Origin of the sequence: Ensifer sp. 22460 (assembly GCF_052044935.1) — a bacterium.
Classification (GTDB): Bacteria; Pseudomonadota; Alphaproteobacteria; order Rhizobiales; family Rhizobiaceae; genus Ensifer.
Genome location: NZ_JBQENZ010000039.1, coordinates 40,271 through 58,753 on the forward strand (window position 1 = coordinate 40,271; position 18,483 = coordinate 58,753).

Sequence of the window (18,483 nt, forward strand, 5' to 3'; positions counted from 1 at the left end):
CCAGTTCACCGGATTGGGTCTAAGCCCACGGAAGACGGGCAGCCCGCCAACAGACGAAAAGGGGAATGACATGAACGACAAGATCACCAATTGGACCAGATCCGACGACACCATGGTAGAAAACGCCATCCGCCGCGGAGCAACGCGCCGTGAACTGCTGCAGATGATGCTCGCCGGTGGCGTTGCCCTCTCCGCCAGCAGTCTAGTGCTCGGCCGCGCCTCCAACGCGGTTGCCGCAACGCCGGTCTCCGGCGGGGCGCTCAAGGCCGCCGGCTGGTCGTCCTCGACCGCCGACACGCTCGACCCGGCCAAGGCATCGCTCTCCACCGACTATGTCCGCTGCTGCTCCTTCTACAACCGTCTCACCTTCCTCGATAAGAGCGGCACCCCGCAGATGGAGCTCGCCGAGGCGATCGAGTCCAAGGATGCGAAGACCTGGACGGTCAAACTGAGGAGCGGCGTCACCTTCCACGACGGCAAGCCGTTGACCGCCGACGACGTGGTCTTCTCGTTGAAACGCCATCTCGATCCATCCGTCGGTTCGAAGGTCGCGAAGATCGCCGCGCAGATGACAGGCTTCAAGGCCGTGGACAAGCAGACGGTCGAAGTCACGCTCGCAAATCCGAACGCAGACCTGCCGACCATCCTGTCGATGCACCACTTCATGATCGTCGCCGATGGCACGACGGATTTTTCCAAGGGCAACGGCACCGGCGCATTCGTGAGAGAAGTCTTCGAGCCCGGTGTGCGCTCGGTCGGCATCAAGAACAAGAACTATTGGAAGTCCGGCCCGAACGTCGAATCCTTCGAGTACTTCGCGATCAGCGACGATAGCTCCCGCGTCAACGCACTGCTCTCGGGCGACATCCATCTCGCCGCTACAATCAATCCGCGCTCGATGCGCCTGGTCGAAGCCCAAGGCGACGGCTTCGTGCTCTCGAAAACCACCTCGGGCAACTACACCAATCTCAACATACGCATGGACTTGGAGCCCGGCAGCAAACGGGACTTCGTCGAGGGAATGAAGTATCTCGTCAACCGCGAGCAGATCGTCAAGTCGGCGCTCCGGGGCCTCGGAGAAGTCGGCAACGACCAGCCGGTTTCCCCGGCAAACTTCTACCACAATGCCGACCTGAAGCCGCGGGCATTCGATCCGGAAAAGGCGAAATTCCATTTCGAGAAGGCCGGCGTTCTCGGTCAGTCGATCCCCGTGATCGCATCCGAGGCAGCGAACTCGTCGATCGATATGGCAATGATCATCCAGGCTTCCGCTGCCGAGATCGGACTGAAGCTCGACGTTCAGCGCGTCCCGGCCGACGGCTATTGGGACAATTATTGGCTCAAGGCGCCGATCCATTTCGGCAACATCAACCCGCGCCCGACACCGGACATCCTGTTTTCGCTGCTCTACACTACAGAAGCGCCGTGGAACGAAAGCCAATACAAGTCGGAGAAATTCGATAAGATGCTGATCGAGGCGCGCGGCTCGCTCGACCAGGAGAAGCGCAAGGCGATCTACAACGAGATGCAGGTGATGGTCGCCAGCGAAGCCGGCACCATCATTCCAGCCTATATCTCCAACGTCGACGCGATCACCGCCAAGCTCAAGGGCTTGGAAGCCAACCCGCTTGGCGGCCAGATGGGTTATGCTTTCGCGGAATATGTCTGGCTCGAAGCCTGATGAGGCGAACGGTCGGGGCTGCAGCCGCGCGGATGCAGCTCCGACTCTTTTGGTTTGAAATCTCGAATGCCGAAAGGGAACGCGCGTGAACAACCGTGTCCTATCACTCGTGCTGAGCAGATTGCTCATCGCCTTGATCACGCTGGTGATCGTCTCCTTCGCCGTGTTCTTCGCGACGACGCTCCTGCCGGGAGACACAGCGACGATCCTGCTTGGCCAGGCCGCCACGCCGGAGGCAGTCGAAGGTCTGCGCAAGGCCATGCATCTCGACGACCCGGCGATCTTCCGTTTCCTGCGCTGGATCGTTGGTTTGCTGCAGGGCGACCTCGGCACCTCCTATGCCAATGAGATGCCGGTAGCGGATCTGATTGCGGGGCGTTTCATCAACACCCTGCAGCTCGCGGGCGTCACCGCGCTCTTTTCCGTGCCGATCGCGCTGACGCTCGGCATCACCGCGGCGATGCTACGTGGCTCGCTGTACGACCGCGCCGTCACCGTTTTGACGATCGGCGTCATCTCAGTGCCGGAATTCATGATAGCGACCTCCGCGGTGTTAATCTTCGCCGTCTACCTGAAATGGCTACCGGCGCTCTCCTTCGCGAACGAAGTCACCTCGCTGACGGACCTCCTGCGCATCTATGCCATGCCGGTGATCACCCTTACCTTCGTCATCTCGGCGCAAATGATCCGCATGACCCGGGCAGCGGTGATCGAGACGCTCAACACGCCCTATGTGGAGATGGCGTTGCTCAAGGGCGCCTCGCGGCCGCGCATCGTGTTTCGGCATGCGCTGCCGAACGCTCTAGGCCCGATTGTCAACGCGGTCGCGCTTTCGCTCTCATACCTGCTCGGCGGCGTCATCATTGTCGAGACGATCTTCAACTATCCAGGTATTGCCAAGCTGATGGTCGACGCCGTCGCCACTCGCGACCTGCCGCTGATCCAGAGTTGCGCGATGATCTTTTGCCTCGGCTACCTGCTCCTGATCACGGCCGCCGATATCATAGCCATCCTTTCCAATCCGAGGCTCCGATGACAATGACCAGTTCTGAGACCAAGTCTGACCGGATTTCCGGAACCCGGCTCGGCTATCGCTTCAACATCATCGGCATGGTCGGTCTCTCGGTCATCCTTTTATGGGTGTTGATCGCGATCTTCGCGCCGCTGATCATCCCCTACCCTGTCGGCGAGATTGTCGACCTCGATTACTTCGGCCCGATGAGCCGCGACTTCTGGCTCGGCTCCGATTATCTGGGCCGCGACATGCTCTCGCGAATCCTGATGGGCGCCCGCTACACGGTCGGCATCTCGCTTGCGGCAGTTACGATCGCTTGCTTCAGCGGCGTGATGCTCGGCATGATCGCAGCGGTCGCCGGCGGCTGGCTCGACACGGTCCTGAGCCGCTTCCTCGACGCCCTCAGCTCGATCCCGAGCAAGCTGTTCGGCCTTGTGATCGTCGCTGCCGTCGGCTCCTCCATCCCCGTGCTGATCCTCACGCTGTCGGTGATCTATATCCCCGGCGCGTACCGTTTCGCCCGCGCGCTTGCCGTCAACATCAACGCGATGGATTTCATCACCGTCGCCCGCATCCGAGGCGAAAGTACCCTTTATCTGATCCGCTCGGAAATCCTGCCGAACATCGTCGGACCGGTACTTGCCGACCTCGGCATCCGCTTCGTCTTCATCGTTCTCCTGCTCTCCGGCCTCTCCTTCCTCGGCCTTGGCGTCCAGCCGCCCTATGCTGACTGGGGGGCTCTCGTGCGCGAGAACATCGGCGGCCTGCCCTTTGGCGCACCGGCGGTGATGGCTCCCTCCTTTGCGATCGCCAGCCTCACCATCAGCGTCAACCTGCTGATCGACAACCTGCCAAAGAAGATCCGCGATCGGAGCGAATGATGGTTAATCTCGTAGAAATCCGTGACCTGAAGGTCGAAGCCACCACCGATTCCGGCCGACGCGTCGAGATCATCAACGGCATCAGCTTCGACATTGGCGAGGGCGAGATCGTGGCGCTGATCGGCGAAAGCGGCTCCGGCAAGACGACGATCGCGCTCACGCTGATGGGCCATGCCCGCCCCGGCTGTCGCATCTCCGGCGGCAGCGTCTCCGTCGCCGGAAAGGACATGGTGACGCTGAGCGAAAAGCAGCGCGCGAGGGTGCGCGGCACCGAGGTCACCTATGTTCCGCAATCAGCCGCCGCCGCATTCAACCCGGCCGCCACGATCATGGACCAGGTAATCGAGGTCACCCGAATTCATGGGCTTATGTCGCCCGACGAGGCGCGCCTCCGCGCCGTCGAGCTTTTCAGGGCGTTGTCGTTACCTGAGCCAGAAACGATTGGCAGCCGCTATCCGCACCAGGTCTCCGGCGGCCAGTTGCAGCGGCTTTCTGCGGCCATGGCGCTGATCGGCGACCCGAAGCTCGTCATCTTCGACGAGCCGACGACGGCGCTCGACGTGACGACGCAGATCGAAGTGCTGCGCGCCTTCAAGTCGGTCATGAAGAAAGGCGGCATCGCCGGCGTTTACGTCTCGCACGACCTCGCCGTGGTCGCCCAGATCGCCGACCGCATCGTCGTCTTGAAGGGCGGAGAAACCAAGGAGATCGGCACCACCAAAGAGATCCTCGACGGCGCGAAGCACCCCTACACGCGGGAGCTGCTCGCCGCCTTCGAGCCGAAATCCCGTGGCGCTGCGGGCGCGGCAGAGAGTGGTCCGGCCCCGTTGCTCGAAATCGAAAATCTCGTCGCAGGCTACGGCCAGGCCCAGGCCGACGGCCTGCCCCTGGTGCGCGCCGTCGAGCATGTCAGTCTCAAGGTGGAGAAGGGACGCAACCTCGGTATCATTGGCGAGTCCGGTTGCGGCAAGTCGACGCTCGCGCGCACCATCGCCGGCATATTGCCGGCCGCTGTCGGCAAGATCGTCTTCAACGGCAAGGAACTCGGCCGCAGCGCCCGCGCGCGCTCGCGCGATGAACTGCGCGAAATGCAGATCGTCTTCCAATATGCCGATACGGCGCTTAATCCGGCGAAATCCGTCGAGGAAATCTTAGCCCGGCCGCTTGCCTTCTATCACGGCATGAATGCCAAGGCGCGCAGCGCACGCATCGACGAGCTGCTCGACATGGTGCGCCTGCCGCGCAACCTGCGTCATCGCCGCCCGGGGGAGCTCTCGGGCGGCCAGAAGCAGCGTGTCAACTTCGCCCGCGCACTCGCCGCCGAGCCGAAGCTGATTCTGTGCGACGAGATCACCTCTGCACTGGACACCGTGGTCGCGGCCGCCGTCATCGATCTCCTCAAGGAATTGCAGCGCGAGCTCGGTCTTTCCTACATCTTCATCAGCCATGACCTCTCCGTGGTGGAGGCGATCTGCGACGAGATCGTCGTGATGTATGGCGGCAGAAAGGTAGAGGAAATCACGCCGGCAAAGGTCAAGACACCGCAACACCCCTATTCGCAACTGCTCTTCTCGTCGGTGCCGAGGCTCGATCCCACGTGGCTCGATGGGCTCGAACAGGATCCGGAGCTCGTGCGAGCCTATTGCCGGCGCTGAGGCGCCGGCTCATCCCAATCTACTGTCATCGCCTCAGCCCGAAGGCGGACAGAAGGAGACGCGGACGACATCATGCTTTGTCGGGTGAGGCTCCAGAGGAGCGGGCGAAATCGCAAGCGTCGGCCGCGCAAGCCGGCGCAAACCGATCCGAAGATCCTACATCCGAAACAGGCTGGTCAGTGGCATGTGCACCTTGACTATCGGCGACTTCAAGACGACGAAACTGAAATACTTGTCGATGCCGACATCCATGTCGGTGAGGCGCTCCATGATCGTCTGGTATTCGCCGATCCCGGCCGTGACGAATTTTAGAAGGTAGTCGTAGCCTCCTGACACTAGATGGCATTCCATAACGTTGTCGACCTTGTCTATCGCCGCCAGGAACCGGGCAAAGTCGATCTGCCGATGGTTCTTCAGCGTGATTTCGGTGAATACCGTCAGGGTCTGCCCGAGCTTGCTGACGTTGATCTGCGCCGAATAGCCCTCAATGTAACCCTCCGACTGCAGCTTCTTGACCCGCATCAGACAGGGGCTCGGCGACAGGTTAACCAACTCGGCGAGTTCCACATTGGTGATGCGGCCATTCTTCTGCAGTTCGTACAGAATCTTGATGTCGATCCGGTCGAGTTTCATGGCGCGCCTTCCCCTTGCTATGTGGCCAACGGGACAGCAGATTGTGCTGCGACGTTCCCAGCTAGGACCTTAACACACTGGACAGACGTGTCGATTTCGTTTGGCACAATAGGCCAAAGCAGAAAGGGCGGCATTCCCCCCGCAATACGGAATCTTCTGCTGCGCGCCGGCCGCAGTCCGGCAACGCCATTGCGCAATAGCCATTAGACTGTGCTGGTAATCGAGGTCACGCCATGCCCGCACCGCTGAAACTCATCGACACAACGCCGCAGTTGCCCGAAGACGCCGATGCCGTGGTAATCGGCGGCGGCATTGTCGGTGTGTTTGCTGCCTACTATCTTGCCCGCCGCGGATTAAAGGTAGCCGTCGTCGAGAAGGGCCGGATCGGCGCGGAGCAGTCGAGCCGCAACTGGGGCTGGTGCCGCCAGCAGAATCGGGACGCCCGCGAATTGCCGATGGCGACGAAGAGCCTCGATCTTTGGGAGCGTTTCGCCGCCGAGAGCGGCGAGGATACCGGCTTCCGACGCTGCGGGTTGTTCTACCTCAGCAACAACGAAGAGGAACTGGCCGGCTGGGCCCGCTGGCGCGACTTTGCCCGTACGCTCGGCGTCACGACGCATATGCTCGACAGGGCCGAGGCGACCGAACGCGGCCGCGCCACCGGAAAGCCGTGGCAGGGGGGCGTCTTTTCGCCGACCGACGGCACCGCCGATCCGGCAAGTGCAGCACCCGCGGTCGCACGTGCGATCCTCAAGCTCGGCGGCACCGTGCATCAGTCCTGCGCCGCCCGCGGCATAGAGACAGAAGGCGGTCGCCTTTCTGGTGTCGTTACCGAGCATGGCACCATCCGCACGAAGACGGCGATCCTTGCCGGCGGCGCCTGGGCCTCCTCCTTCTGCCGACAGCTCGGCATCCGCTTTCCCCAAGCCGCAATCCGATCATCAATCCTGGCCGTCTCGCCAGGCGCCATCCGCCTTCCAGATGCGCTGCATACGGCCGCCGTTTCGGTGACGCGCCGCGGGGACGGCGGCTACACGCTCGCCATCAGTGGCCGCGGCCGTGTCGATCCGACGCCGCAGCAACTGCGTTTCGCGCCGCAGTTTCTGCCGATGTTCGCCCGGCGCTGGCGCAGCCTTGCACCCGGCGGCATTGAAGGCTTCCGTTCCGGTCATGAGAGCCTGACTCGCTGGCGCCTCGATGCCCCGACGCCAATGGAGCGCATGCGCATCCTTGATCCTGCATTCGATAAAGACACTATTCGCCTCACCCATTCGCGCGCGCTCGACCTCCTGCCCGACCTTAAGAACACCAGCATCACCGCCGCATGGGCGGGTTATATCGACAGCACGCCGGACGGTGTGCCTGGCATCGGCGAAATCGCCGCCATACCGGGGTTCATCCTCGCCGCCGGCTTCAGCGGGCACGGCTTCGGCATTGGTCCTGGCGCCGGTCACCTGATCGCCGACATCGTCACTGGTGACGAGCCAATCGTCGACCCAAGCGCGTACCATCCGGACCGCTTCCGAAAATCTGCCTGGGGTAAGGTCGCCGATTTCTAGGGAGGCGGGGCCCGAGGTGCTGTGGCCTGCGATCATGGATGACTTTCGCCTGGCGGTCATCTAGAGCAGCTCGATTTCTCGAGTGCGCTCCAGAGACCACGGCCAGTGGTTCCCTTCGATACATTATGCGATCCACAATTGGGTTCACATGGGCATGCTGCACCGGGAGACTGCCTTGCGGCGTTGAGTAGCAGTGTTGCATGAAACGCGGGTTCCCCTGAAGCTGTTGAGGTCTATCGTTTCATTTGAGGGCGACCCGTCCTATAATCCTGTGGGTTTAGGCCGAACCAATGGACCGCAAGCTTTCCGCCATCCTCGCCGCTGATGTCGTGGGCTATTCCGCGCTGATGGAACGCGACGAGGCTGGCACATTCGAGCGCCTTCGGGCCGGACGCAAGGAACTGTTTGAACCGGAGATTGCCCGCCATCACGGCCAGATTTTCAAGCTAATGGGCGACGGGATGCTCGCCGAATTTGGCAGCGTGGTGGACGCCGTGGAATGCGCCGTCTCGCTGCAGCGCGGGCTGGCGGAACGGAATGCCGCCGTTCCCGAGGACCAGTGGATCCACGTCAGGATTGGGATCAATCTCGGCGAGGTGATTGTCGAGGGCGAGGACCGGTATGGCAAGGACGTCAATGTCGCGGCCAGGCTGCAGCAACTGGCTGAACCGGGCGGCATCTGTGTCTCGGGAAAGGTCGTCAGAGAGGTTGAGAAGAAGCTGGCTTTCGGCCTCGAGCCGATGGGCGAGCAGAGGGTGAAGAATATGGCCGAACCGGTGCAGGCTTTCCGGGTCATCCTTGAGGGACAAGCCCCACGCCAACCAGCGCGGTCATCGCCTCCGCGCTGGGTTTGGGCAGCAGCAGCCGTGCCAGTCCTTATTCTGGTTTTGGCGGGGACGATCTGGCAATTCTGGCCAACCGCGACAGGAAGCGGCAAACCGTCGGTAGCGGTGCTGCCGTTCGACGACTACGGCGGCGACGAGGCGACCGAACGCCTCGCCGATGGCCTCACCGAGGACATAATCACCGATCTGGCGGGGTTCCCTGAATTTCAGGTAATCGCTCGTAACTCGACTGAACAATACCGAGACAAGCCAGCCGGGCCGAGTGAAGTGGGTAAGGCGCTTGGCGCAGGATTTGTGGTCGAGGGCTCCATTCAGCGTCAGACTGACCGCGTAAGAATTACGGCGCAGCTCATCGACGCCAAAACGGGCAAACATCTTTGGTCGCAGCGCTGGGACCGGCCGGACGAGGACTTGTTCGCAATCCAGATCGAAATTTCCGCGCAGATTGCGAACCGCCTCGGCGGCGGCGCAGGTTTGGTCCAGGAGGCGGGCCGCATCACCGCCCACCGAAAGCCGCCCGAAAATCTCAATGCCTACGAACTTTATCTGCTCGGCACCGAAAAGCTCGAGCAAGTTAATCAGGCGGATGCCGAGGAGGCCGTCAGGCTACTCACCCGCGCGGTCGAACTGGACCCCGGCCTTGCCCGCGCCTGGGTCGAACTTAGCCATTCCCATGGTGTCTTGATCGGTTTTGGGGTTGAACCCGAGAAGAACCGGACTCTCTCTGCCGAGGCTGCCGAGCGCGCCGTCCAACTCGACCCGAGCGATGCCGAGGCGCATGCAGTTTACGCCATGATTTTAGGTGACAGAGGCGAATTCGAACGCGCCAAGGCAGAGTTCGATACCGCACTGCGCCTCGCGCCCGGTCAGTTTGAAGTTCTGACTTTCTATATCGATTGGGCCTCGACCTTCGGCAAGCCTGAGCGCACCGCGCAACTAGTCGACAAGGCGGTCAGTCTCAATCCCGGTTTCCCGATGTGGAGTGCCAGGATTTTCACTCATGCCTACTTCATGGCTGGCCGATATGAGGATGCCCTGCGGATGCTGGACCGCTTGACGCCTGAAAACTATGGAAAGAAGCACTGGGTGATGCGTTCTGGCGCGCTTGCGGCTCTTGGCCGAACTGAAGAGGCGAAGGTCTCAGTAACGGACGCACTCAGGCGGTTTCCCAATCTGACCGTCGAGGGATTTGTCAACATTCCCGTATTCAACGAAGCGGAGCGCCAGCGGTTGATCGAAACCATGCGGCTGGTCGGCTTTCCTGATTGCGCCAAGGCGGAAGAGCTCGCGGAGATAAAAAAGCCGCTGCGTCTGCCGGAGTGTGCTTCGCCGCAATCGCGTTGAATGGCGGCCGCGGATGACAAACATCTCGAACGGGCCGAAACGCAACCTCCGTTTCACTGACCGCGAAGGCCCCAGATGTGGCGCAAAGTAGACCTCTGGCTGGCTGGGTGCTGACTTGCTCCAAGAACTTCCGGTCAACACCCCGGATCGTCTACCTCCTGCAACGGGTTCCACCATCGACGTCATCGGCCCCGCGAATAACCAGCCGGGCACGTCCGCACCCGGCTGGCTTTATAGCGGTCGAGATTATCTGGTGCTGTCGATGGTGATCCGCTTGACGTTGGCTCGCGCCTTTTCTGTCTTCGGTAGTGTCACGGTGAGCAGACCGTTCTTGAAGTTTGCGGCGACCCTGCCCTCCTCGACCTGGCCGCCGAGGGACAGTCGCCGTTCGAAGCGCCCGTAGTAGCGTTCGCTGAACCGGCGATCCTTGTCCTCGGTTTCTGATTTGCTTTCGCCGCGAAGTGTCAGCATGCCGTCGTCCAACAGCACTTCGATGTCGTCTGGATCGATGCCCGGAACCTCCGCCAGCACACGGATCTCGTTGTCATTCTCCTCAATCTCCACGTGCGGCCACGAATCACGGAAGGGCGATGGCCCACCGAACGACGATGGCGGGGCGAAGCCGCGGAAGACTTCGTCGAACAGACGATTGACATTGCGATGCAGCGACAGAAATGGATCCATCTCATCACCGCGATAGCTGCTCGGGAGCTGGCTGCTGCCACGGCTCCACGGGATCAGGTCACGCACATTCATGACTTCATCCTTTCTTCGATTTCTTTGCCTCCTTTTAGGCGCAACTTCTTTCCTTCAGCGTTTCGGCAACTGGCGAGGGTCGAACAGCGCGCGCCCGTGCTAGGCTGCTTCGTCGCCTTCGATCTGCTTCGAAGCTGGCTTCGCCATCTCGGTGTGGATGGCGATCCGACGCGGCTTCATCTCCTCGGGTATTTCCTTCTTGAGATCGATGACGAGTAGGCCATTTTCGAGCCTTGCGCCCTCGACGATCACGTGATCGGCGAGCTCAAATTTGCGCGCAAACGGCCTTAGGGCGAGGCCGTGGTGGAGGTACTGTACCTCCTCATCCTCGGATTTCGCGCCGTTGACCACTAGCATGTTCGATTCATGGGTGATCGTCAGTTCGTGCTCTGCAAAACCCGCCACCGCGATGGCGATGCGGTATGCATCTTCGCCAAGTTTGGCGATGTTATAGGGTGGCCAGTTGTCAGCGTTGAGGCTGGCGTTTTCGAGCAGGTCGAAGAGGCGATCGAAGCCGACGCTCGACCTGTAGAAGGGGGAAAAGTCGGGGTTTGTTCTCATAGCTATATCCTCCGTAGAGCAACATAGGTACGAGGGAGCGCCAAGAAGCTTGGGCTCCCTGACTGGTGTCAACCCACTTGGGCATCGACAAGAATAAGGTGGGGATCATGATGCCTTGCGTCAAGAGGCAGCCATACCCTCCAAACCGCCAGCGACGTGAAATACTCTCATGAATTCATGCCGGTAGCACTCAACAGGCTAGAGTGCTAAAAAATTTTTGACCCTCTCTTGAAACTCAAAAAACAGGAACCAGATCGAAATGCGCGCGATGCCGAAAGGCTCGGCGTCCCGCGTCGGTTTCGCTCCGAATGCGGCGCGGAACACTTGTTGAAAAATCTGGTTGTCGATGAGGCGAGCGAAATGACGTTCCGTCCCTTGCATGACCGTATCCTGGTTCGCCGCATCGGGGCCGAGGAAAAAACGGCCGGCGGTATCATCATCCCAGATACGGCAAAGGAAAAGCCACAGGAAGGTGAGGTCGTTGCCGCTGGCTCTGGTGCGCGCGATGAAAGCGGGCAGCTGCGACCACTCGAAGTGAAAGTGGGTGATTGCGTCCTGTTCGGCAAATGGTCGGGCACCGAGATCAAGCTCAATGGCGAGGATGTCCTGATCATGAAGGAATCTGAGGTGATGGGCGTAATGGAGGTCGACGCCGCAGCGAGCAATGCGGCGTAGTGCCAATTCGGACCTATGCCAACAAGGAATGCTGACTGAGGAAGGAGTAGAAAAATGGCTGCCAAGGAAGTGAAATTCCATTCCGACGCCCGCGAAAGGATGCTGCGCGGCGTCGACATCCTCGCCAATGCTGTCAAGGTTACGCTCGGTCCGAAGGGCCGTAACGTGGTGATCGACAAGTCATACGGCGCGCCCCGCATCACCAAGGACGGCGTCACTGTCGCCAAGGAGATCGAGCTTGAGGACAAGTTCGAGAACATGGGTGCACAGATGGTGCGGGAAGTGGCGTCGAAGACCAGCGATATCGCTGGTGACGGCACCACCACCGCAACCGTTCTCGCCCAGGCGATCGTCAAGGAAGGCGCGAAGGCCGTGGCTTCGGGCATGAACCCGATGGACCTCAAGCGCGGTATCGACAAAGCTGTCGAAGCTGTGGTCGAGGAACTGCGGCGGAACGCCCGCAAAGTCACCAGGAACGACGAGATCGCCCAGGTTGGCACCATCTCGGCCAATGGGGACATCGAGATTGGCCGCTTCCTCGCAGAAGCGATGGAAAAGGTCGGTAACGAGGGGGTGATCACCGTCGAGGAAGCCAAGACCGCGGTGACGGAGCTGGAGGTCGTCGAAGGCATGCAATTCGACCGCGGTTATCTCTCGCCATATTTTATCACCAACCCGGACAAGATGCGGGTTGAGCTCGAGGAACCCTACATCCTGATCCACGAGAAGAAGCTCTCGAACCTGCAGACATTACTGCCGGTTCTTGAAGCGGGTGTTCAATCTGGAAAGCCGCTGCTGATTATCGCCGAGGATGTCGAAGGCGAGGCGCTCGCAACCCTCGTCGTCAACAAGCTGCGCGGCGGCCTCAAGATCGCTGCTGTCAAAGCGCCAGGCTTCGGCGACCGCCGCAAGGCCATACTGGAGGACATCGCAATCCTGACCGGCGGCACCGCAGTCTCTGAAGATCTGGGCATCAAGCTCGAAAACGTGACCCTCAATATGCTCGGCCGTGCCAAGAAGGTTGTTGTCGAGAAGGAAAATACGACGATCGTCGACGGCGCTGGCTCGAAGACGGAGATTCAGGGCCGCGTTTCGCAGATCAAGGCGCAGATCGAGGAAACCACATCGGACTACGATCGCGAGAAGTTGCAGGAGCGGCTGGCCAAGCTTGCTGGCGGCGTTGCCGTCATCCGCGTCGGCGGCTCGACCGAGGTCGAGGTGAAGGAACGCAAGGACCGCGTCGACGACGCCATGCATGCCACGCGGGCGGCCGTCGAGGAGGGCGTGTTGCCCGGCGGAGGCGTCGCTTTGCTGAGAGCCGTCAAGGCACTGGACAACACGCAGACCGAGAATGCCGACCAGAGGCACGGCATCGACCTTGTTCGCCGCGCGATCGAGGCGCCGGTGCGCCAGATCGCCGAGAACGCGGGTGCCGAAGGCTCGATCATTGTCGGCAAGCTGCGCGAGAGGACCGAATTTGGCTATGGCTGGAACGCGCAAACGAACGAGTTCGGTGATCTTTACGATCAGGGCGTGATCGACCCGGTCAAGGTCGTTCGCACCGCGCTGCAGGACGCCGCCTCGGTCGCCGGCCTGCTGATCACCACCGAGGCCATGGTCGCCGAGAAGCCGAAGAAGGATGTACCGCTCCCGCCGATGCCGGCAGCCGGCATGGACTTCTGACTGCAATGATAGGTCCGCGCCCCCACGGGGCGTGGGCGTTGGATAAACTTGCGAAGTAAGAGATGCATTGCGCTTGAATCGGCGCGGCGTTTGTCGAACTGGTGCTGGTTTGGCAGGAGCCAAAATCGTGACTCCGGGGGGCTTTACCCAAGCCTCGCCCGTGCACCGAAGGAGGAACAGTTCGGCCCCAAAAATGACCACGCGTTCGTCGAATATGCTGGCGTATTCGCCGCACTCCGTCCTCATACTGGTTCCTGCGCCGCTTCCCGCGGCGCGGCCGCAGTCGGCGATGTCGACCGGCACTCAACCCTCGCTCGCTGATGTCTTGGAGGACGTCACGCCGGCGGTCGTCAACATTGCAGTGAGGTCTCGCGCTTCCGCCGAAACCAATCCTCTTTACAACGATCCCTTCTTCCGTTGCTATTTCGACCTGCCTGAGCAGCAATAGCGGCTGAGCGCGGGCTCCGGCCTCATTGTTGATGCCAACAGAGGCTATATCCTCACCAATCATCACGTCGTCGCGGACGCCGGCGAGATTGCGGTAACCTTGAAGGACCGCCTGGGTCACGAGTTCCGACGTTCCAATACTCACGATGGCGATGTAAAATTGTGAGCCATTCTTACATCTGGGCACCTCGGAGGTTGCCGGGAGAACCGCTTGTCTCCCCCTATCCCCCAGGGCGAGCAAGGCTTGGCAGGGCCGCAGCATGATGACTATGGATGAGACGCGAGAACCCACCCGACGCGATTTTCTCTATCTGGTGACAGCCATGGCAGGGGTAGTGGGTGTTGGGGCCGCCTCCTGGCCATTCATCGATCAGATGCGTCCTGACGCGTCGACGCGCGCGATGGCCTCTATCGAGGTGGACGTATCCTCGCTCGTCGAGGGTATGTCACTGACCGTCAAATGGCGCGGTCGCCCGGTTTTCATTCGCAACCGCACCCAGAGGGAGATCGAGGCGGCAAGGGCGACCGCGCTTGACGATCTCAAGGACCCCTTGGCTCGGAATGCCAACCTTGCCGATGACCAGCACGCGACCGATGTTGCCCGCTCTGCCGGGGAAGGGAAGGAGAAGTGGATCGTGATGATCGGGGTTTGCACGCATCTCGGCTGCGTGCCTCTAGGGCAGGCGGGTGATTTCGGAGGCTGGTTCTGCCCGTGCCACGGATCGCACTATGATACTGCCGGTCGCGTCCGCAAGGGGCCCGCACCGGAGAACCTCGCGATCCCCCGCTTCGAGTTCATATCCGAATCTGTTGTCCGGATCGGATAAGCCGCGCTAAGTGCAACAATCGCGAGCACCACGTGCCGTGTCGCCGATCGGGTTATCCGCGACGTCGCGACGGTTCGGTTGCCCCGAAATCGCTGCACATCACGGACAGGTTCGGGAAGGTCACTCAATAAGGGCGGCTAATACGTGATCGAACCACCAAGGGCAACGCCATTTCACGAAGGCTGGTTGGCTGCCCTTTGCGACCGGCCTCACGTCGGTATTCCTTCCTTGTTCACTCGACTTTTTGTTGTGGCCGAAGTTGGCGTCGTTATCGGCATGGTTGCGCCTTCGTTCTGGACTCTGACTATCTTTGTTCCATCTAATTTTAGGGGTACCTCATTGATCGACGTTGAAAAACCAAGCGTGGCTTAGGACTGCGAGGTCAACGGCTCGATACAGTCGGCTCTCACCTTGACGGGCAGCAGATGTCCGTCCTTGTCGATTTCCGGGGAGCCCATCCGAGCCTCCGTTCACCACCGATGACGAGCGATATGGCAGATGGACGGCGTACACCGACAATGAGATCTCGCGACGACGGCCAACACTTATTTAGCCATGTCCGACCACAGGCTGAAATCACAAATCTCTCATGTACCGGGGATATGAGTGTTGCACGTCAACACATGGGGTACCGATGCGAGAGACGAAGCTTCGCGAGACCGAAACCATTTCCGAAACGATCAGGGAATTGGCAGTCCCGGGTATGAAGCCAAAGGCCCTGATTGAGGCCGTCAAGGCCAGGCACCCAAGTGCTTCGAAAAAAGACATTGCCCGAGCTGCGTTTCTCACCATCATTCTGTCTGCCGAGTATGCCTCAGAGGAGGCCCAAGCCCTCCACGATCTTGCGAGCGGGACCTCGGATGGAGAAAGCGCTGGATGAGCGGGCGTCACCGGAAGCAAGAGAGCAACTTCCCTAGCTAGTGACTTGACTTGCGTGATCGGCAACATCCGCATTGACCGAAGGGCGCAACCTCGCATCAGGCGATGGTGAAATATCCCTTTTGGACGGCTGTTGTCGCATCCATGCTGGCGCCGCGTTCATCTCCGATGAAACCGCGGACCGCTTTAAGGTCGCGGGCGTTCAGATGGAGCTCATACGTGGTCTCCGGCGCTTTCTTCCGGTGCTGGCAGGAACGAGACGTTCTCACCGTCGCCGAGTAGAACCCCGGAGGTATACTCAGTCCCTCGATGTGAACGTCAGTCTCCGCTATGAGACCTATAATCCTGTAAGCGCCGTCTCCGCCCCATTGGATAGGCTGTATTTTGAGGCTGGCCGGGCGTGCGAGAAGGTTTCCAGGACTATCTGGAGATTTGCATGGCAGATGATGGATTTGTTGGGCGCTACGAAGTTGTCGAGCCGCGCCGCGGAAACCGGCGGTGGCCAGATGATGTGAAGGCGCGGATCGTCGCGGAAAGCCTTGAGCCTGGTGTTCGTGTTGTTGATGTCGCGCGCCGTCATGACGTTGTTCCGCACCAGCTTTCCTTGTGGCGCCGGCAAGTGCGCGAGGGCATTCTGACGCTGCCTTTTGAGGCTATGCCGGGCCTGTCGGAGAGCGGCGATGCCGAGCCAGCATTTGTGCCTTTGGCGATTGCGGCAGAGCCGAGCGAGGCTGTGAATGTTTTGGCGCCGCCGCTGTCGGAGGCGGTTTGTCCGGTCTTGACGTTGGAGATCGGCCCGGACGTTGTGATGCGGGTTCCCGGCGATGTGCCAGTTGAACGTGTGGCCGCTCTGGTGCGCGCCATGCGAGGGACGGCATGATCGTCGCGGGCCAACGACTGCCGATCCTGATTGCAACGCGGCCGGTGGACTTCCGCTGCGGGCATCAGGCGTTGGCTCTGATGGTGCAGACCGAGTTGAAGCTCGACCCGCATTCCGGGGTGACGGTGATCTTCCGGTCGAAGCGCGGTGATCGTCTGAAAATCCTGGTATGGGATGGCACCGGAATGGTGTTGACCTACAAAATTCTTGAACATGGAAGCTTTGCCTGGCCCAAGGTGCAGGATGGGACGATGCGTCTTTCCAGGGGGCAATACGAAGCGTTATTCGAGGGGCTCGACTGGCGGCGAGTCATGGCGCAACGGGTGATCGCGCCGTCGGCGGCAGGGTGAATATCCCGCTGCCTTTGCATTGTTTTATTTGGATTTTTTGTGCTGTCTTGCTATAAGACCGCATGTCGTCGTCCCTTGATCTCAGCCTGTTTCCGGACCTTCCGCCAGAGGTGGTGAAGGCGTTTGCGGCGATGCAGTTCGAACTGTCGGTCGAGCGTGCTGCACGTCAGCACGAGCAGGCTGTGGTTGCCGAAAAGGACGCCTTCATCGCCGAGCTGAAGGAACTGGTCGAGAAGCTTGAAGGTCAGGTTCACGACTATCGGCGCACGAAGTTCGGGCCGAAATCGGAAAAGCTCGATCCGGCGCAGATGGAACTGGCGCTGGAAGACCTTGAAACGGCAATTGCCGAAACACAGGCGCGGATTGCCGCCGTGGAGAAAAAGATCGAAGCCAGCGCATCCGATCCGGAAAAAGTCGCTCCTCGCAAGGAGCGTAAAGCCCGTGCACTGCCCGAACACCTGCCGCGGGTCGAGAGAGTGATCGAGCCCGAGAGCATCGTTTGTCCCTGCGGTTGCGGCAACATGGTTCGGATCGGCGAAGACCGGACGGAACGGCTCGACCGGATTCCGGCGCGCTACGAGGTGATCGTCACCATCCGCCCGAAATACGCATGCCCCAAGGGTCGAACGGGCGTCATCCAGGCCAGAGCGCCAGCGCATCTGCTGGAAGGGAGCTGGCCGACGGAAGCCCTTCTGGCTGAGATTGCCGTCTCCAAGCATTCCGAACATATGCCGCTCAACCGGCAGGCCGAGGTCATGGCGCGACACGGGGTGCCGATAGACCGCACGGTCCTGGCCGATTGGATGGGGCGCACGGGCAGCGAAATCGCACCGGTGGTCGACCACATGGCAAAACGGCTGCTGTGGGAAAGCACGCGGCTCTATGTCGATGAGACCACGGCTCCGGTGCTTGATCCGGGGCGAGGCAAGACGAAGACCGGCTATCTGTGGGCCGTGTTGCGTGACGATCGCGGCTGGAATGGCTCTGCGCCGTCGGGCGTGGTGTTCCATTATCGACCTGGGCGTAAAGGCGAATATGCCGCTGAAATCCTCGACGGGTTCAACGGGACAATCCAGGTGGATGCCTACGGTGGTTACTCTCACCTCGCCACGTCGGACCGGATGGGTGGCGATCCCTTGAAGCTGGCCTTCTGTTGGGCGCACGGGCGCAGAAAGCTGATCAAGGCCACGCCAAAGAGTGGATCGCCCATCGTCGACGAGGCGCTGGTGCAGATCGCCGCGCTCTACAAGATCGAAGACAGTATCCGGGGCTCAGATCCCGGACATCGCCGGGCAGTTCGACAGGACCTGTCCCTCCCGCTGGTGGACGAGTTCTTCACCTGGCTGGCAGCGCAAGCCAAGCGCGTCTCACGCAAGTCTGACCTCGGAAAAGCCCTGGCCTATATGCTGACGCGGCAGGACGGCTTCCGGCTGTTTCTGGGCGACGGCCACGTCGATATCGACTCCAACCTGGTGGAAAACGCGATCCGCCGACCGGCCATGAACCGCCGCAATGCGCTCTTTGCGGGGCACGATGAAGGGGGCCGCAATTGGGCCCGGTTTGCCAGCCTGATCGGCACTTGTAAAATGAACGGCGTTGAGCCCTACGCCTATCTGTGCGACCTCTTCACCCGCCTCGCAAACGGCCACCTCGCCAAAGACATCGATGCCCTGATGCCATGGGCCTATGCCGCCCGCATCAAGGCCTCACAATGAGCTCGTCAGGTACTCTTCGGTGAGCTCATTTGACGGCCCGTAGATCAACCTCAGATTGCTGCAACTGAAAAAGCCATGGGGCGTGGACGTCGCATAC

At 60.7% G+C, this 18,483-nt stretch carries 16 protein-coding genes and 1 pseudogene; 13 read left to right on the top strand and 4 right to left on the bottom strand.

The window, feature by feature from the left end:
- Nucleotides 1–70 precede the first annotated feature (70 nt).
- The 4 genes from ACTJKM_RS32715 (at nt 71) to ACTJKM_RS32730 (ending at nt 5,232) form a co-directional block, all read left to right on the top strand.
- Nucleotides 71–1,681 carry an ABC transporter substrate-binding protein gene (locus ACTJKM_RS32715; protein ID WP_113514196.1) on the top strand — a complete coding sequence of 537 codons (1,611 nt, stop codon included), beginning with the start codon at nt 71–73 and terminating at the stop codon, nt 1,679–1,681.
- 85 nt (nt 1,682–1,766) lie between these two features.
- The gene (locus ACTJKM_RS32720; RefSeq protein WP_058328623.1) at nt 1,767–2,717 is read left to right on the top strand and encodes an ABC transporter permease; all 951 of its coding nucleotides are present in this window, start codon (nt 1,767–1,769) and stop codon (nt 2,715–2,717) included.
- Nucleotides 2,714–3,577 (top strand): ABC transporter permease, encoded by an 864-nt coding sequence (locus ACTJKM_RS32725; RefSeq protein ID WP_057249972.1) that lies wholly within the window; start codon nt 2,714–2,716, stop codon nt 3,575–3,577. The genes ACTJKM_RS32720 and ACTJKM_RS32725 overlap by 4 nt, the downstream gene beginning before the upstream one ends.
- A complete protein-coding gene (locus ACTJKM_RS32730; RefSeq protein ID WP_058328622.1) occupies nt 3,577–5,232 on the top strand; it encodes an ABC transporter ATP-binding protein in 1,656 nt (551 codons plus the stop codon). Before ACTJKM_RS32725 ends, ACTJKM_RS32730 begins: the two co-directional genes overlap by 1 nt.
- Nucleotides 5,233–5,388: 156 nt before the next feature.
- On the opposite strand, the gene ACTJKM_RS32735 is transcribed toward ACTJKM_RS32730, so the two are convergent.
- Entirely contained in the window at nt 5,389–5,865 is a 477-nt protein-coding gene (locus tag ACTJKM_RS32735) for an Lrp/AsnC family transcriptional regulator (protein WP_057249969.1), read from the bottom strand.
- Between the two features lie 233 nt (nt 5,866–6,098).
- Between ACTJKM_RS32735 and ACTJKM_RS32740 the strand changes: the two genes are divergently transcribed.
- Together ACTJKM_RS32740 and ACTJKM_RS32745 are read left to right on the top strand one after the other, a co-directional pair.
- Nucleotides 6,099–7,424 (top strand): NAD(P)/FAD-dependent oxidoreductase, encoded by a 1,326-nt coding sequence (locus tag ACTJKM_RS32740; protein WP_058328621.1) that lies wholly within the window; start codon nt 6,099–6,101, stop codon nt 7,422–7,424.
- 290 nt (nt 7,425–7,714) lie between these two features.
- Nucleotides 7,715–9,613, top strand: a complete 1,899-nt coding sequence (locus tag ACTJKM_RS32745) for an adenylate/guanylate cyclase domain-containing protein (protein WP_058328620.1) — start codon at nt 7,715–7,717, stop codon at nt 9,611–9,613.
- Between the two features lie 246 nt (nt 9,614–9,859).
- Here ACTJKM_RS32745 and ACTJKM_RS32750 read toward each other — a convergent pair whose 3' ends face one another.
- The 3 genes from ACTJKM_RS32750 to ACTJKM_RS32760 all read right to left on the bottom strand — a co-directional run bounded on the left by ACTJKM_RS32750 (nt 9,860) and on the right by ACTJKM_RS32760 (nt 11,311).
- A complete protein-coding gene (locus ACTJKM_RS32750; protein WP_440661654.1) occupies nt 9,860–10,369 on the bottom strand; it encodes an Hsp20/alpha crystallin family protein in 510 nt (169 codons plus the stop codon).
- 99 nt (nt 10,370–10,468) lie between these two features.
- Nucleotides 10,469–10,930, bottom strand: a complete 462-nt coding sequence (locus ACTJKM_RS32755; RefSeq protein ID WP_058328618.1) for an Hsp20 family protein — start codon at nt 10,928–10,930, stop codon at nt 10,469–10,471.
- A 198-nt stretch (nt 10,931–11,128) separates the two neighbouring features.
- The gene (locus tag ACTJKM_RS32760; RefSeq protein ID WP_156436956.1) at nt 11,129–11,311 is read right to left on the bottom strand and encodes a hypothetical protein; all 183 of its coding nucleotides are present in this window, start codon (nt 11,309–11,311) and stop codon (nt 11,129–11,131) included.
- On the opposite strand from ACTJKM_RS32760, the gene ACTJKM_RS32765 reads away from it, so the two are divergent.
- The 7 genes and pseudogenes from ACTJKM_RS32765 (at nt 11,291) to tnpC (ending at nt 18,386) form a co-directional block, all read left to right on the top strand.
- Nucleotides 11,291–11,605 carry a co-chaperone GroES gene (locus ACTJKM_RS32765; protein ID WP_058328659.1) on the top strand — a complete coding sequence of 105 codons (315 nt, stop codon included), beginning with the start codon at nt 11,291–11,293 and terminating at the stop codon, nt 11,603–11,605. The two genes, ACTJKM_RS32760 and ACTJKM_RS32765, sit on opposite strands and share 21 nt — an antisense overlap.
- A 54-nt stretch (nt 11,606–11,659) precedes the next feature.
- Nucleotides 11,660–13,288 (top strand): chaperonin GroEL, encoded by a 1,629-nt coding sequence (gene groL, locus ACTJKM_RS32770; RefSeq protein ID WP_113514194.1) that lies wholly within the window; start codon nt 11,660–11,662, stop codon nt 13,286–13,288.
- Between the two features lie 193 nt (nt 13,289–13,481).
- Nucleotides 13,482–13,901, top strand: a pseudogene (locus ACTJKM_RS32775) (hypothetical protein).
- A 97-nt stretch (nt 13,902–13,998) separates the two neighbouring features.
- Nucleotides 13,999–14,562: a ubiquinol-cytochrome c reductase iron-sulfur subunit gene (gene petA, locus ACTJKM_RS32780; RefSeq protein ID WP_113514218.1), complete on the top strand. Its 564-nt coding sequence runs from the start codon at nt 13,999–14,001 to the stop codon at nt 14,560–14,562.
- Between the two features lie 1,315 nt (nt 14,563–15,877).
- On the top strand, nt 15,878–16,321 hold the full coding sequence (gene tnpA, locus ACTJKM_RS32785) for an IS66-like element accessory protein TnpA (RefSeq protein ID WP_065998904.1): 444 nt from the start codon (nt 15,878–15,880) through the stop codon (nt 16,319–16,321).
- Nucleotides 16,318–16,671, top strand: coding sequence for an IS66 family insertion sequence element accessory protein TnpB (gene tnpB / locus ACTJKM_RS32790; protein WP_047637286.1), 354 nt, complete (start codon nt 16,318–16,320; stop codon nt 16,669–16,671). Before tnpA ends, tnpB begins: the two co-directional genes overlap by 4 nt.
- 62 nt (nt 16,672–16,733) lie before the next feature.
- Nucleotides 16,734–18,386: an IS66 family transposase gene (gene tnpC, locus ACTJKM_RS32795; RefSeq protein WP_065998900.1), complete on the top strand. Its 1,653-nt coding sequence runs from the start codon at nt 16,734–16,736 to the stop codon at nt 18,384–18,386.
- The last annotated feature ends 97 nt before the right edge of the window (nt 18,387–18,483 follow it).

Bases quoted from the DNA above. Each gene is read 5' to 3' on its own strand.
- ACTJKM_RS32715 (WP_113514196.1), top strand. From the start codon at position 71: ATGAACGACAAGATCACCAATTGGACCAGATCCGACGACACCATGGTA.
- ACTJKM_RS32725 (WP_057249972.1), top strand. From the start codon at position 2,714: ATGACAATGACCAGTTCTGAGACCAAGTCTGACCGGATTTCCGGAACC.
- ACTJKM_RS32730 (WP_058328622.1), top strand. From the start codon at position 3,577: ATGGTTAATCTCGTAGAAATCCGTGACCTGAAGGTCGAAGCCACCACC.
- ACTJKM_RS32735 (WP_057249969.1), bottom strand. From the start codon at position 5,865: ATGAAACTCGACCGGATCGACATCAAGATTCTGTACGAACTGCAGAAG.
- ACTJKM_RS32740 (WP_058328621.1), top strand. From the start codon at position 6,099: ATGCCCGCACCGCTGAAACTCATCGACACAACGCCGCAGTTGCCCGAA.
- ACTJKM_RS32745 (WP_058328620.1), top strand. From the start codon at position 7,715: ATGGACCGCAAGCTTTCCGCCATCCTCGCCGCTGATGTCGTGGGCTAT.
- ACTJKM_RS32750 (WP_440661654.1), bottom strand. From the start codon at position 10,369: ATGAATGTGCGTGACCTGATCCCGTGGAGCCGTGGCAGCAGCCAGCTC.
- ACTJKM_RS32755 (WP_058328618.1), bottom strand. From the start codon at position 10,930: ATGAGAACAAACCCCGACTTTTCCCCCTTCTACAGGTCGAGCGTCGGC.
- ACTJKM_RS32765 (WP_058328659.1), top strand. From the start codon at position 11,291: ATGACGTTCCGTCCCTTGCATGACCGTATCCTGGTTCGCCGCATCGGG.
- ACTJKM_RS32760 (WP_156436956.1), bottom strand. From the start codon at position 11,311: ATGCAAGGGACGGAACGTCATTTCGCTCGCCTCATCGACAACCAGATT.
- groL (WP_113514194.1), top strand. From the start codon at position 11,660: ATGGCTGCCAAGGAAGTGAAATTCCATTCCGACGCCCGCGAAAGGATG.
- petA (WP_113514218.1), top strand. From the start codon at position 13,999: ATGACTATGGATGAGACGCGAGAACCCACCCGACGCGATTTTCTCTAT.
- tnpA (WP_065998904.1), top strand. From the start codon at position 15,878: ATGGCAGATGATGGATTTGTTGGGCGCTACGAAGTTGTCGAGCCGCGC.
- tnpB (WP_047637286.1), top strand. From the start codon at position 16,318: ATGATCGTCGCGGGCCAACGACTGCCGATCCTGATTGCAACGCGGCCG.
- tnpC (WP_065998900.1), top strand. From the start codon at position 16,734: ATGTCGTCGTCCCTTGATCTCAGCCTGTTTCCGGACCTTCCGCCAGAG.